Annotated in this window: 11 protein-coding genes; 1 reads left to right on the top strand and 10 read right to left on the bottom strand. The window is 66.7% G+C overall.

Annotated features, from left to right (window positions below):
* The first annotated feature begins 310 nt into the window (after positions 1-310).
* Entirely contained in the window at positions 311-1,945 is a 1,635-nt protein-coding gene (locus C1A15_RS06070) for a VgrG-related protein (protein WP_101721716.1), read from the top strand.
* Between the two features lie 436 nt (positions 1,946-2,381).
* Here the strand turns inward: C1A15_RS06070 and C1A15_RS06065 are convergent, their stop codons facing one another.
* The 10 genes from C1A15_RS06065 to nrfD (C1A15_RS06020) form a co-directional block, all read right to left on the bottom strand.
* Complete coding sequence (locus C1A15_RS06065; protein WP_101721715.1) at positions 2,382-3,284, bottom strand: DUF2156 domain-containing protein; 903 nt, start codon at positions 3,282-3,284, stop codon at positions 2,382-2,384.
* 275 nt (positions 3,285-3,559) lie between these two features.
* Positions 3,560-4,849, bottom strand: coding sequence for a radical SAM protein (locus tag C1A15_RS06060; protein WP_101721714.1), 1,290 nt, complete (start codon positions 4,847-4,849; stop codon positions 3,560-3,562).
* A complete protein-coding gene (locus C1A15_RS06055; protein ID WP_101721713.1) occupies positions 4,830-5,315 on the bottom strand; it encodes a DUF4405 domain-containing protein in 486 nt (161 codons plus the stop codon). The genes C1A15_RS06060 and C1A15_RS06055 overlap by 20 nt, the downstream gene beginning before the upstream one ends.
* A 16-nt stretch (positions 5,316-5,331) precedes the next feature.
* Complete coding sequence (locus C1A15_RS06050) at positions 5,332-5,688, bottom strand: hypothetical protein (RefSeq protein WP_101723725.1); 357 nt, start codon at positions 5,686-5,688, stop codon at positions 5,332-5,334.
* Positions 5,689-5,803: 115 nt separating this feature from the next.
* Complete coding sequence (gene nrfD, locus C1A15_RS06045) at positions 5,804-7,030, bottom strand: NrfD/PsrC family molybdoenzyme membrane anchor subunit (RefSeq protein WP_101721712.1); 1,227 nt, start codon at positions 7,028-7,030, stop codon at positions 5,804-5,806.
* A 12-nt stretch (positions 7,031-7,042) separates the two neighbouring features.
* Positions 7,043-7,666, bottom strand: a complete 624-nt coding sequence (locus C1A15_RS06040; protein WP_101721711.1) for a 4Fe-4S dicluster domain-containing protein — start codon at positions 7,664-7,666, stop codon at positions 7,043-7,045.
* The gene (locus C1A15_RS06035) at positions 7,666-10,164 is read right to left on the bottom strand and encodes a molybdopterin-containing oxidoreductase family protein (RefSeq protein ID WP_101721710.1); all 2,499 of its coding nucleotides are present in this window, start codon (positions 10,162-10,164) and stop codon (positions 7,666-7,668) included. The genes C1A15_RS06040 and C1A15_RS06035 overlap by 1 nt, the downstream gene beginning before the upstream one ends.
* A 371-nt stretch (positions 10,165-10,535) precedes the next feature.
* On the bottom strand, positions 10,536-11,531 hold the full coding sequence (locus C1A15_RS06030; protein WP_101721709.1) for a slipin family protein: 996 nt from the start codon (positions 11,529-11,531) through the stop codon (positions 10,536-10,538).
* 35 nt (positions 11,532-11,566) lie between these two features.
* Positions 11,567-11,962, bottom strand: coding sequence for a GntR family transcriptional regulator (locus C1A15_RS06025; RefSeq protein ID WP_101721708.1), 396 nt, complete (start codon positions 11,960-11,962; stop codon positions 11,567-11,569).
* A 13-nt stretch (positions 11,963-11,975) separates the two neighbouring features.
* The gene (gene nrfD, locus C1A15_RS06020) at positions 11,976-12,989 is read right to left on the bottom strand and encodes an NrfD/PsrC family molybdoenzyme membrane anchor subunit (protein ID WP_101721707.1); all 1,014 of its coding nucleotides are present in this window, start codon (positions 12,987-12,989) and stop codon (positions 11,976-11,978) included.
* Positions 12,990-13,166 lie beyond the last annotated feature (177 nt).

Below are 13,166 nucleotides of genomic sequence, written 5' to 3'. Positions count from 1 at the left end.
TAAGATACGTCGGAAGTCAAGGCGAGTCAAGGAAAATTTTTACGAACTGTGGAAATTCTTTGTTGATTCGCGTGTTCAACTGGGACGATGGAAAGGAAACTCTTTCGATTCGCGGCGAAAAACGGAGCCGTATCGTCATGATTTCCCGTGGGAGACTTTTGTTTTGTTCGTTACGACGATATGGAATTCGAGGAGCCTCAGCTGCGGCCCTCGAATCGGCATGCGAGACTATAGGTTCCGGCGCCCACGGGCGCGGACATACTACAAACGAAGTTGAAACGCAGCATACTTGCAGAACTAGGAGGTCCTCATGGGACAATCCACCACGCCGAAGGCGCTCGCCTTGGGAGTGTCGCTCTCCCTCGCATGCGGCCTGTTGCCGGGCGCGGCGTTCGCGGAAGAAACGCCCGCAGACGACGAAAGCTCGGGCACCGCCGACGCGGCCCCCTCGGGCGACGCGGCCAAGCCGGCCGGTTACGACAAAGCCGACTTCTACTCCGACGGCTCCAGCGCGTCGATCGCCCGCTCGTTGGCGGCGCCGCTTTCGCGCTCGTCGTTCGGGCCGATGAGCCTCTCGGACAACATGAAGTACTTCGCCCGGTTCGAGAGCGGCCAGAACTACGACCAGGGGCTCTCGTGGGGCGACGGGTACCACGCGATGGGCTACTACCAGTTCGACAACCGCTACGCGCTCAAGAGCTTCCTGATGGCGTGCTACAACTACGATTCCACGAACTATGCGATGTTCGGGTGGGTGGCGAGCACCGACATCTCGGGCGATCTGTACGACTGGGATGCCGGGGAGCTCACCGAGGTGGGCAAGCGACTCAACGACTCGTGGCACACCGCCTACGCTTACAACCCCACCGAATTCGCAGGGCTGCAGGACAGCTACGCGTACGAGAACTACTACGCGCCCGCGGAGAACTACCTCGCGAGCCGCGGCATCGACATAGCGAACCGCTCCGATTCCGTGAAGAGCCTCTGCTGGGGCCTGGCGAACCTGTTCGGCACGTCGGGATGGCACAAGTTCGTGGGCGGCTGGTCCGACGGGTACGTGAACGGCACCTATTACAACAGCTACGACTACCCCGGCGCCGGGCTGACGAACGACATGACCGACGAGGAGTTCGTCACGGTGCTGTGCGACTATGTGGTGGCGCACGTAGGCGAGTTCTACCAGGGGCAGCCGCAGTACCATGAGGGCTGGGAAAACCGGTACCGAAACGAGAAGGCGGCGTATCTGGATATCCTCGGCCAAACCGCCGGGAAGCCGGAGCCGCCGGCGGCCGAGGAGCCGCAGGAGCCCGAGGACCCCACCCCGCCCGCCGACAACGGCACGCTGCCGCCGGACAACACCACCCCGCCGACGGACAACGGAAACCCGCCGAACGAACCCGAGAACAAGCCGTCGAACGAGCCGCAAAAGCCCGAGGACACCACCCCGCCCGCCGACAACGGCACCGATCAGAACGGCTCGAGCGATGTCGTCAAGCCGAACGACAAGGAAGACGGCACGACCGTTCCGCCCGCCGAGAACACGAAACCGTCCGAAGACGCGAAGCCGCCCGCGAGCACGACCCCTCCCGAGGAGACGGCGCCCGAGACCGCGAAACCGTCCGAGAAGCCGACGGCGCCCGAGACCGAAACCGCAACCGGCCCCAGCGCCTCCGCGACGAACGAACCGACCCAGGAAGTAGTGGACAAGGAGCAGACCTCTCTCGAGGAGCCCTCGACCGCCAACTCCGAGCCGCGCGACCTGCCGAAGTCCGACGGAGCCGCGCAGGCGAACGAGGAAGAGCAGGCAAGCGGCGCCGCCAAAACCTCGAGCCTCACCCAAACCGGCGACGACACGCTCAAGGGGCCGCTGGGCGTGGCGCTCGCGTCGGCCGGCGTGGCAGCCATTGCGGGCGCGGCGCTCGCCACGCGGCGCATCCTCAAGTAGCGCGCCGCCCTTCCCCGCACGAGAACGCCCCGGCAGGTCCGGGGCGTTCTCGCGTTTCAGGATCGTTGCCGTCTCCGGGCACGCGAATCGCGATGCGGAAAGCGATTTTTTCGTTTTGCGAACGATTCAGACGCTTTCGAGCGTTATCGGCGAAGAGCGCGCACGAGAGGGCGGACATCGTCCCAGGTCGGCGAAGTCCGATGCTGCGGACAATGCTCCGCTGAGGCCCTGTGCGTTCGCAAAACGCAAAAATCGCTTGGAACTCGGCGATTCCGCTGTTAGACCAAGATTGACATAGGCCCGGCCGGATCGTCATCCTGAGCGAGCGCAAGCGGGTCGAAGGATCCCGTGCGGCGCCGGTCTGCGAAATGTCAATCTCGGTTTAACAGCGGATCGGCAATTCGCGCGTCCGGCGGCAGTCCGCTTCGCGACGGCGCTACAGCAGGCGGCCCTGGAACTTCTCCATGAGGGCGCAAGGCTGGTAGCTCATCTTGTTCTCGCGCAGGCCGGGCAGGCCGAGATCCTCTTCGAGGTTGAGGTAGGCCGCCTTGCCGACGCAGAAGCGGGCCAGCTCGCGCAGCAGCGCGCGCCACACGAACCGGTAGTCGAGATTGCCCTTGAGCACCATGACGTCGAACGCGCCGCCGGGCAGCACGCTGCCGTACGCGTACCCCTCGACGACTCCGCCGATGCGCAGGAGGATGCCTTCGAGATCGAGCGCCTCGAAGCAGTCCATGTCGAGCAGGATCTTGCGATGCTCGAGTTCGAGAGGATGTTCGTCGGTGCCGCGGCGACGGCTCGTCTCGAACCAGCGCTGCTGGTAGGCGCGCAGCTCGTCCATGCAGTCGAGGGTGATGGGCTCGAAGGTCGCCTCGCTGCCGTACAGCTGGAAGAACTTGTTCGTCTCGCGGCGCTTCTTCGCCAGCCCGGGGCCCTCGTACGCCGCGATCGTGTCGGTGAGGTAGAGGTAGTCGGCGAAATTGCGGTCGGAGGAGAAGTCGAACGCGCCCGGCAGGTCGGCGTCGAGCCGTTGCCGCTCCTCGGGCGAGAGGCCCACCAGTCGCAGCTCGTGGCCTTCGGCGCGCGCTTCGTCCAGGAGCCTGCGGACGTCGCGGGCGATGTCGCGGGTGCCGAGCGGCGGGTAGTAGGCGATCGCCCCCGGGACGCGCTCGAGCTGGCGCACGAACAGCGTGCCGTCTTCGAGGCATATCTGGGTGCCGTACTTCTCGGTGAGCGAGTAGAGGTTCGCGAACCCGAGCGCCGAGTCGTTGCGGCCGAGCGGCAGCAGCACGTCGTCGATGGCGGCCTTGTCCTCAAGGTGGAGGGATCTGAATTCCATGGTCCTGCGTTCCGTTCGAATGATTGCTTTGCAGCGGAACAGGATAGCACAGATCGCGGAAGCGCCGGCAGGCGCTGCCGATCTGCAACGAAGCGCGGAGGTCCGGGGGCCCGGGGGCCGGGGGAACGCGACACCGAGGCGGCCGCACGGGCTTACGCCCAGCCAGAACGGACGCTTCTTGCCAGGTTTTCACACGACCCCGACCAGGCTATTCAACATGTGCTGCCCGATCGACGGCGTGGCAAGAACGGCGCGTTTCGGCAAGGCTGAGCGCCCTAGCAGGATACGGGCTCCAGCTTCAACTCGCGCACGACGGTGCCGTCGGCGGACTCCTCCAGCACGTTGTACGACCGGCACAGCACGACGGGAAGGCCCTGCACGGCCGCGGCGTGGCGCGGGTGGAAGGCCAGGCTGCGGCCCTCGTCCTCCAGCGCGAACGCGCCGACGCCGCACGCTTCGAGCGCGCGCTGCACGAGGGGCACGTCGCCGTCGAACACTTTCATCGTCTTGAGGAAGAAGTCGTGCTCGTCGCGTTCGTACACGCCGTCGCCCGGCAGGCAGTCGGCGTTCTGCAGGCATATCTGGTCGCGGTTCTTGTTCTCGAGCGAGCAGTAGTGCACGCCGAGCGACAGCCCCTCGTCGAGCGCGAATTCCAGCAGCTCGAGGCACAGAAGCTCGCTGCCCGCGATGGGCAGGCCGCCGGCGTAGCCGTAGTTGTACAGCACGGGGAACGGCGGGTTCCTCACCGCGAAGCCGCGGCGCCCGAACTCGTCCCAGGCGCCCAGGGGGTAGCAGAACTCCAGCAGGTTGATGCCGAACGCGCCCAGGCGGTCGAGCTCGTGCACCAGGGCGCGCATGCGCTCGCCCGTGCCGGGCACCACGGGCATCTCCACCATCACATCGGGTATGAAGCGCGTCGCGAGCGCCAGGCGCGCGAGCGCGTCGTCGATGTCGTCCTCGCCGTCGTCGAGCTTGATGCTCATGCGCAGCTCCGCGAGCCCCGCATCGCGCAGGCGCGCGAGCAGCGGCTCGTCGAGGAAGTCGCCGGCGGTGTACAGCCGGATATGCGCATCGGGAAAACGCTCGTGGACGTAGGCGCAGAACGCCACGGCCTCGTCGGCGTGGAGCAGCGGCTCGCCGCCCGTCAGCCCCACGTGCGTGACGTCGCCGCCGCACGCGGCGGCGAACGCGTCCACCTCGTCGCGCCATGCGTCGTTCAGGCGCAGGTGGTCGGCGTAGTCGGCCTGGTTGGCGTTGAAGCAGAAGTAGCAGGAACGGTTGCACGCGAGCGACAGGAAGAACGTCTTGCTCCCCCGCCCGCCCGTGCAGGCCACGCACGCCGACGACAGCCCGCCGCACACGATGCTGGCATCGCCGTTGCGGAAGCGCGCGCCCTTGGCGCGCAGGCGCTCCTTCGCCGCGCGAACGGCGTCCGGGTCAGCATCGCACGGCGCGATGCGGATGCCCCAACGGCCAAGCTGCGCCAGGTAGTCGGCCTCGATGTCGGCGTACTCGTCGAGCCACGCGCGCAGCGTGGGCCGCGCCTCAAGCGGATCGGTGCTCATCGCTCAAACCTCCGTCGTCGTGCGCGAGCGCCTTCGGGGCGCCGCGTCGTTTCAGCAGATTGTACAGCGACCCCGCATGCACGGCCACATGGACGAGCAATAGGGCGAGCAACGCCTTCGCCGCGATGGCGTGCAGAGGCCCCCACGCGTAGTACCCGTCCACGTACAGGCCGAACGCCTGCAGCACGGTGCCCGAAATGCCCAGGCCCGACACGAGCACCACCATGAACGCGACGAGGAGCGCCGCGTCAAGCGCCAGGTGCCCCACGCGCGCCGGCCCCGCCCCGCGGCCGAGCCGCACCAGCGTGGTCGCGACCCAATCCGCATGCAGCACGCAATGGACGAGCACCGGCACCAGCAGCGCCAGGCCCAGCCATTCGTGCACGGGCACGCCCGTGAGCGCCGGCGTGGCCGCAGCCGCGTACACGAGGAGCGCTGCGGCATCGATAAGAAGCGTCCGTTTCACCCGGTCATCGCCCCCCCTACAGCTTCCGCACGATCAGGACGAGCAGCCCGACGAGGGCCACCGGCGCCAGGATCCACAGGTTCAGGCTCGCGTCGGACGCCCGGTAGTAGCGCGTCGCCAAGGTGTCCCACGCATGGCACTCCATGCTTGCGCAGCCCGCCTCGGGACACACCATCTCGTGCTCGCCGTCAGGCTGGGGCACGTCGCCGAAACCATGGCACGACCCCGACGCGCAGCCCACTGCCGGACAGGCCGAATCGGGCTCGATGGCGCGGGGAAGCCCCACGGCAGGGTTCGCGGCGGCTGCGGCGCCGAACACCACGGCCCCCACGAGGAAGAACGTCACCAGGGTGATGACCGTTTTTCTCAGCACCGCATGCACCGCCCCTTCACTGCGCGCGGGACGCCCTTGGAGGAAGGCGCCCCGCGCGTTGGCTCGCGTCCGAAATGTCCCATAGGGGGACAGCCCCCCTATGGGACGCTCCCATCTAGTGCGACTGCTCGGCGGGCTTCAACGGCAGGAACTTAAGGCCCAGCAGGAGCAGAAGCGCGCCCAACCCGACGACGCCTGCCATGACGCCGAACTCGAGCGGCGACGGGAAGTACACCATCGCACCGCCCGCGCTCTGCAGCGCCGCGCCCGCATCCGCGAGCCCCGGGCCCGACACGACGGCCGGCATGTCGAGGTTCGGGATCTGGAAGCCGCCCACGAGCAGCTGCACGCGCTTGCAGAAGATGCCCACGATGGCCAGCACCGCGGCGAGGACGATGAGCGGGTTCGTGCGCAGCTTCGGAGTGAAGGCGATCACGGCGGTGGCGGCGCAGCCCAGCACCTCGATCCAGAAGAACGGCGCCAGCGCTCCGGTGGTCAGCATGGCCACGATGTCGGCGCCCGATCCGGCCGGGAAGGCTTCGGTCAAGAGGTCGCAGCCGAAGAAGTACAAGTCCACCAGCACGAACACGCCCAGCAGCTTCAGCATCTTCACGACGTGCTTCTGGTCGAGCTGCAGATAGCCGGCGCGGCGCAGCGCGATGACCACGACGAGCACGAGGGCCACGCCGCACACGAGCGCCGACGACACGAACCAGGGGCCGAGCAGCGCGGTGTGCCACATCTCGCGCCCCTGCTGCAGGCCGAAGATCCAAGCCGTCACCGAGTGCACGAGCACGGCGCACACGAGCGCGATGGCCGACACGACGCGCAGGCCCGTCGCGGAACCCTTGCCGCCTTCGAAGCGCAGCATCGCCCACAAATACACGATGGACAGGATAAGATACGTGCCCAGCACGATGATGTCCCACATCAGCGGCGAGCCCAGGTTCGAGTAGGCGAACAGCTCCCACAAACGCAGCGGTTGGCCGAGGTCGACCACCACGAAGCCGATGGCCAGCACCGTGCAGCAGATGGACGTCCACACGGCGATCTTCGAGATGCCGCCGAAGCCCTCCACCCCGAACACGCGCGGCGCGCTCGAGATGATGAGGCCGCCGGCGGACAGGCCTACGAGGAACATGAACATCGTGATGTAGAGCCCCCACGAGTCGAGGTTGCGCATGTTGGTGTTCACCATGCCGCCGGTGAGCTGGAACACCCACAGGGCCAGGCCCGCCACCGTGACGATCGCGGCCACTGCGATGGCGATGGTGAGCCCCTTACCGCCGAACTTGGCAGCAGGAGCCTTGGCGGGCTGGGCCGCCGATACGTTCTCAGTCATGATCTCTCCCCCTTACACGAGGTAGTACACGGACGGCTTCGTGCCTTCGCTCGCCAGCAGCTGCTCGTACGAGCGCTCCTTGATGAGCTTCGACACCTCCGACTCCGGGTCGTCAAGGTTGCCGAAGTGGCGCGCGCGGGCAAGGCACAGGTCCATGCAGGCGGGCACTTCGCCGCGCGCGAGGCGCTGGTAGCAGAACGTGCACTTCTCCACCGTGTGCTTCTGGTGCGGCGCGATGTCCGCGTCGCCGACGGCATGCTCGACGGAATACTTCGGCTCGTCCCAATTGAACGAGCGCACGCCGGTGTACGGGCACGCCGCCATGCACATGCGGCAGCCGATGCACTTGTCGTAGTCCTGGCGCACGACGCCCGTCTCAGGATCCTTGTAGGTGGCGCCCACGGGGCACACCTTCGTGCAGGCCGGGTTCTCGCAATGCTGGCAGCTGACGGGGATGTAGCGCATGGACACGTCGGGAAAGATGCCGGCCGGCGTGTCGATCTCGTCGCCGCCCTCGGTGAGCACGCGGCTCCACCAGTTCGCATCGGGCAGGTTGTTCGTCATCTTACACGCCATGGAGCAGGCATTGCAGCCTACGCACCGCTTCGTGTCGATGACCATTCCGTAATGGGCCATTACCGCTCACCCCCTTCGTACTTCTCGACTTCGCAGAGGAAATCGTAGAACGCGCTGTTCGAGACGAAATCGTTCATGAAGATGTTCGTGAGGTCCTGCGTGTGGCCCTCGACGAACTGGTCGGCCTGCCACCCGTGCGGGATGGAGACGACGCCCGGCTTGATGCCCTCGGTCACGCGCGCCTTGAGCACGGCGTACCCGTGGTCGTTGTACACGCGCACGTAGTCGCCCTGCTCGATGCCGCGCGCGGCGGCGTCGGAAGCGTTCACCTTGAGCAGCGGCTCGGGCTCGAGCTCGCGCAGCCACGGCGTGTGGGCGCACTGCGAATGCACGTGGTACTTCGGGTGCTCGCTGCAGCCCATGAGCGGGTACTTCTCGCGCAACGGGTTCTCCCAGTAGGCCTCGTTGGCATGCTCGTAGTGCGGCAGGCGTTCGTAGTCGGCGATCTCCTGGCCGAAGTTGTTGCGCGGCATGGGCTTCTCGATGTAGTACTGCAGGCGCTGCGTCGGCGTGTTGGCGAACGTGTCCACCAGCGACTTCTCCGTGAACGCGTAGTTCTTCACGGGCTTGTCCTTATGGAAGTCGTCGTAGCCGCAGCCGCCCGCGATGTTGGCCGGCGTGTCGATGACGGCGCGCAGGAACTCCTCGTCGGACTTGGCGTAGATCTGGCTCATGCCCAGCTTGTCGGCGATGAGGCGCATGATCTCGAGATCGGTCTTGCACTCGTACAGCGGGTCGATCACCTTGTGGTAGTACGTGGGGAACGGCGTGGAGCCGCCGCCGTCGAAGTCCTCGGTCTCGTAGGCGTGCGTGACGGGCAGCAGCACGTCGGCGTAACGCGCCGTGTCGGTGAGGTTGACGTCGGCGCACACGACGAAGTCGACCTTCTTCACGGCCTCGACCAGCTTCGTGCGGCCCGACTCGCAGGACAGCATGTTGCCGTTCGTGCAGAACAGCATGCGGATGTCGAGCTCCTTGCCGGCCCATTGCTTCGTCTCGAGGATCTGGGGCAGGTACATGCCGCAGATGTTGAGCGCCACCTTGCCCAGCATGTACTCGGCGGAGTTCGTGGGCATGGACGTGCCGTAGGCGCGGAACAGCATGGCGCCGGGCTTGCCCGCGTTGCCGGTGAGCGCGCCGATGAGCGAAAGGTTCTTGTAGTTGTGATGCGAGTTCACGTGGTGGCCGATGCCCTGGTACGTGAGCACGGCGACGGGGCCCTCGGTGGCGTAGGTCTTCGCCAGCATCTCGACGGTCTCGACGGGCAGGTCGCAGATCTCAGCGGCCTTCTCCACCGTGAATTCCTTGATGGAGTCGAGCGTCTTCTGGTACACCGTCTGAACCGCGGTGCCCTCGTGCTCGAAGCTGCCCAGCAGCACTGGGTCGGCGGCCTTGGCGGCCATGACGGGACCGCCCGTCGCCGCGTCCCACACGACGTTCGGATCGATGACGCTCGGCTGGCCCGTGTAGGGGTTGATGGGTCCCTGCGTAGGTTCGACGCCCAGGTCGCTCATGCGGAAGTACGTGCCGTCCTCCTTGATGAGCAGCGGCGAGACGGTCTTCTGCTTCATGAAGTCCTCGTCCACCAGGCCGTTCTCGACGATGTAGTTCGCCATGCCCAGCATGAGCGCGCCGTCGGTGCCGGGGCGGATAGGGACGTAGACGTCCGAGTGCATGGCCGATGCCGTGAACTGCGGGTCGATGGTGATGAGCTTGGCGCCCTTCTCGCGCGCCTGGCACACGAACTGCCAGTCGTGGATGTAGGCCTCGGCCGGGTTGCCGCCCCACGCCATGATGGTTTTGGCGTTGGCGATGTCGGCGCAGTCGTTGCCCGTGACGGCGAGGTCGGACATCTGAGTTTTGAGCTGGGCGTAGTCGGCACTCGCTCCGAGCACCGTGATGCCGGTGGACGTGATGAAGCGGCCGTAGGCCACCGACATGAAGCCGGCGGACGTGCCGTTCAGCACGTTGTTGGAACCGTAGGACGTCCACAGGGCCACCGACGAGGGGCCGTGCTGCTCCATGATGGCGCCGATCTGCGTGGACACGATATCGATGGCCTCGTCCCAGCTGATGCGCTCCCAGTCGCCGTTGCCGCGCGCTTCCCCGTTCGGGTTCTCAGGGCTCCAGCTGGCGCGCTTCATGGGGTACTTCAAACGGTCGGGCTCGTACAGGCGTTGGGGCTGGGTGTAGCCCTTCACGCACAGACGACGGCGCACGTTGTCATCGCCCGGCAGCTGCGCTGCGGTGGTGCGCACGACCTTGCCCTCGCGCACGACCACTTCCTGCGGGCAGCGGCTGCCGCAGTTGCCGCGGCAGGACGTGCGGAACACCTGCTCGCCATCGACGGCGACGGCCCCTTCCGCGTACGCCTTCGGCGCGAGCTCGGTCAAGGCGGCGCCCGTCCCCGCGACGGCTGCGACGCCTGCGACGGCGCCGGTCGTCTTCAGGAAGCTCCTGCGCGTGAGTCCGCCGTGCGGGCTCTTCGTTTCCGACATGTCTCCTCCTCCATTCTTGCTGCAGAATGCCTCGGGGATGTCCGGATGAAGGTGAGCGTTCCGCGAACGGCTGTCCCCTCACGTATGCGCGGCGCGTCGGTGCGCACGAGCGCGTTTTCCGAGATGTCCCCTTCATATCAGAAATCGGCCGATTCCTTCTGCCCCGCATTCTGCCATACGTCACTATGATTATCAATAACGATGTATGACAGAATATGACAGGAGACTATTCTATTTTTAGGATATAAGGTTGACCTGGTGGTTCTTTTGCTGATTGCGCCGATCATAGCTTGCGCCGCATACTCGAAAGCGATCGTTCGCAGGCCGCTTTCGCGTTCTCTTCCCCGTTTTCGCGCGTGCGGCGCAGCGGATCAGCCCTTGCTCGTGATACCCTCCCCCGGCGCGTTGTCGACGAAGCCTTCGCTGAAGGCGCTCGGGATGACGAGGGTGCCGCCCGACTGCTCGACGCTTTCGTAGGCGAGGTGCATCGTGCGCAGCTTCATGGCGTCGGCGTCGCCGGCGTACACCTCGGATGCGTCCTTGAGCATCTCGGAGATGTCCTTCTCGGCCTCGGCCAGCACCATGCGGGCGTTCTTCTTGCGCTCGGCGACGGCCTCCATGGCCATGGCGGCCTGCAGCTCCTTCGGCACGACGATGTCGCGGATCTCCACATCGATGATCGTGATGCCCCAGGGGTTGAGCTTCTCCTCGATGGCCTCCTTGAGCAGCTCGTCCAGCTGGTCGCGGCGCGTGGCCACCTCGGACACGGTGGTGGAGCCGATGGCCTTGCGCATGGCCGTCTGGGCGATCCAGGCCACGGCCGAGGCGTAGTCCTCCACTTCCACGGTGGCGCTCTTCGCGTTCCACACCATCCAGAACAGCACGGCGTCCACGTTGATGGGGACGAGGTCGCTCGTGAGCGTCTCCTCGGCGCCGAAGTACGTGGTGGCCACGCGCTGGTCGATGCGCAGCGTGTAGAATTCGACGATGGGCCAGGTGAACACGATGCCGGGGCCCGCCACGCGGTTGAACTTGCCCAGGCGCAGCACCACCGCCTTCTCCCACTCCAGCACGATGTGCACCGACGAGGACGTCAGCCACGCGATCACGACCGCCGCCGCGAGGGCGACGAGGCCGATCTCGCCGAAGGCCGCCTGCGCAACCGCCAGCACGATGCCGAACGCCGCCGCGAACACCACCACGGCGAACACGACGGCCCCGTTGCGGGACGCGCGGCTGCGGCTGGTCGTCGCGCGGATGCCGTCGGGCATGCCGCGGGCGTCGGCATAGGCGGGCACGGCGCTCGCAGCGGTCGCATTCGGCAGGTCGGCGCCGACCGACGCCGCCTTTCGCGTATCGCGTTTCATAGAACGATCTCCCTTCGCGTTCGGGCGCGCGGCCTTTAGCCGGCGGCCCGCTTGGCTTTCGCTTCGCTCATGCTGAGCGCGAACTGCTGCTCCACGTCTTCCAGCGACATGCCCAGTTCGAAGCAGCGCTTGAGATACTCACTCGTGACGATCTCGGCCGTGGACGAGATGCTGACGCCCGGCTTGTCGGACACATCGAGGACAAACGCGCCCTGGCGGCGTTTGGACTGGATGTAGCCGTCCTGCTCGAGGCTCATGTACACCTTGCTCACCGTGTTGTAGTTCACCTCGACGTCCGCGGCGAGGCCGCGCACGGTGGGCAGCTGGTCGCCCGGCTTGTAGTACCCCGAAGTGATGAGGTAGATGAACCGGTTCTTCAGCTGCAACCAGATGGGGATGCTGCTTTTCTCGTTTATCTCGAAGAGGGCCACGTGTCTGCTCTTTCTAGTCCGCTTGGCGCGCCGTCGCGCCGGAGTCGTTCGGAATGTCCCAAACGGGGACTGTCCCCATTTGGGACATGGGGCCGCTCAGAGGCGCCTCGAGCGCGAGATCGCGATGGGCGCCGGCGTCGGCCAGGGCGGTGCGCATGCTGAACCCGCCCACGAGCACGAGCACGGCCGCCACGGCAAGCGCCGCATGCAGCGCATGGCCGAAGCCGCGACGGGCGGCGCACGCCACCTCCGCGACGAGTGGGACGACGAGCCCGCACAGCGCGAAGCCCGCCCACCACCACGGGGCGAGGTCGCCGCTCGCGAGGCGCTCGGCCGATGCCGCCGCAGCGGGGTGGTCGCCGCCGAGCGCCACCGCCACGAGCAGCGCCGCAGCTGCGGCCTCGAGAACGATGACGGCGGCGTCGACGCGCGCGAGCGCGCGCACGAGCCGCATCACGGCCGCGTCCGCCGGCACGAAGAACGCCGCGATCAGCAGCACCGCGATGCCGCAGGAAAGCGACGACAGCGCGAACAGCACCGGGACGAGCGGGGACGCCCACAGCGCCACCGCGCCCATGCTCTGCAGCAGCAGGCCCGTGTACAGCATCACCACGACGCCCACGACGGCCGCTATCGCCTCGACGGCGCGCACCGCGCCGCGCGGGACGTCCGGCAGGTAGGCGAACCGCACCGCCGCGAGGAACGCTGCACAGGCCGCGAGAGCCGCCAGCGCGTACGTGCCCACGGTGAGGAACGTCGGCGAGGGCCGCAGCAGCAGCGCGACGACGCGGTCGATGCGCCCGAGGTCGAGCAGGAGGCACAGCACGCCGAGCGCGAGCGCCGCGAACCCGACGAGCATGCCGAAGGCCGCCACGCGCTCGAGGGGCGTCGCCTCGCCGATGGAGATGCGCGACGCGGCGCCAAACGGGGCCTTCACCCAAGCAAGGTCGAGGATCGATGCGACCGCGATAGCCCCCGCGCCCGCGCCGCCGAGGAACAGATAGCCCACCGCCAGTACGCTGAACACATCCCCTCCTTCGCCTCTCGCGCTCGGACGCTTTTACGCTGGGGCCAGTATCGCACAAAACGGGAGCGTTCGATATGACAACGTGTCATATGCGACGCCCCAGTAGTCGACTGCGTGCCAATGCCTTGACGGCCCCCGCACAAACGCCGTGCGGCGACGCGAAGGCGCGAGGGTCGC

The sequence above is a fragment of the Eggerthella timonensis genome (assembly GCF_900184265.1).
In the GTDB taxonomy this organism is placed as follows: domain Bacteria; phylum Actinomycetota; class Coriobacteriia; order Coriobacteriales; family Eggerthellaceae; genus Eggerthella; species Eggerthella timonensis.
Note: the sequence above shows the minus strand (reverse complement) of the source record. Positions and strands in the feature narration are given on the sequence as shown.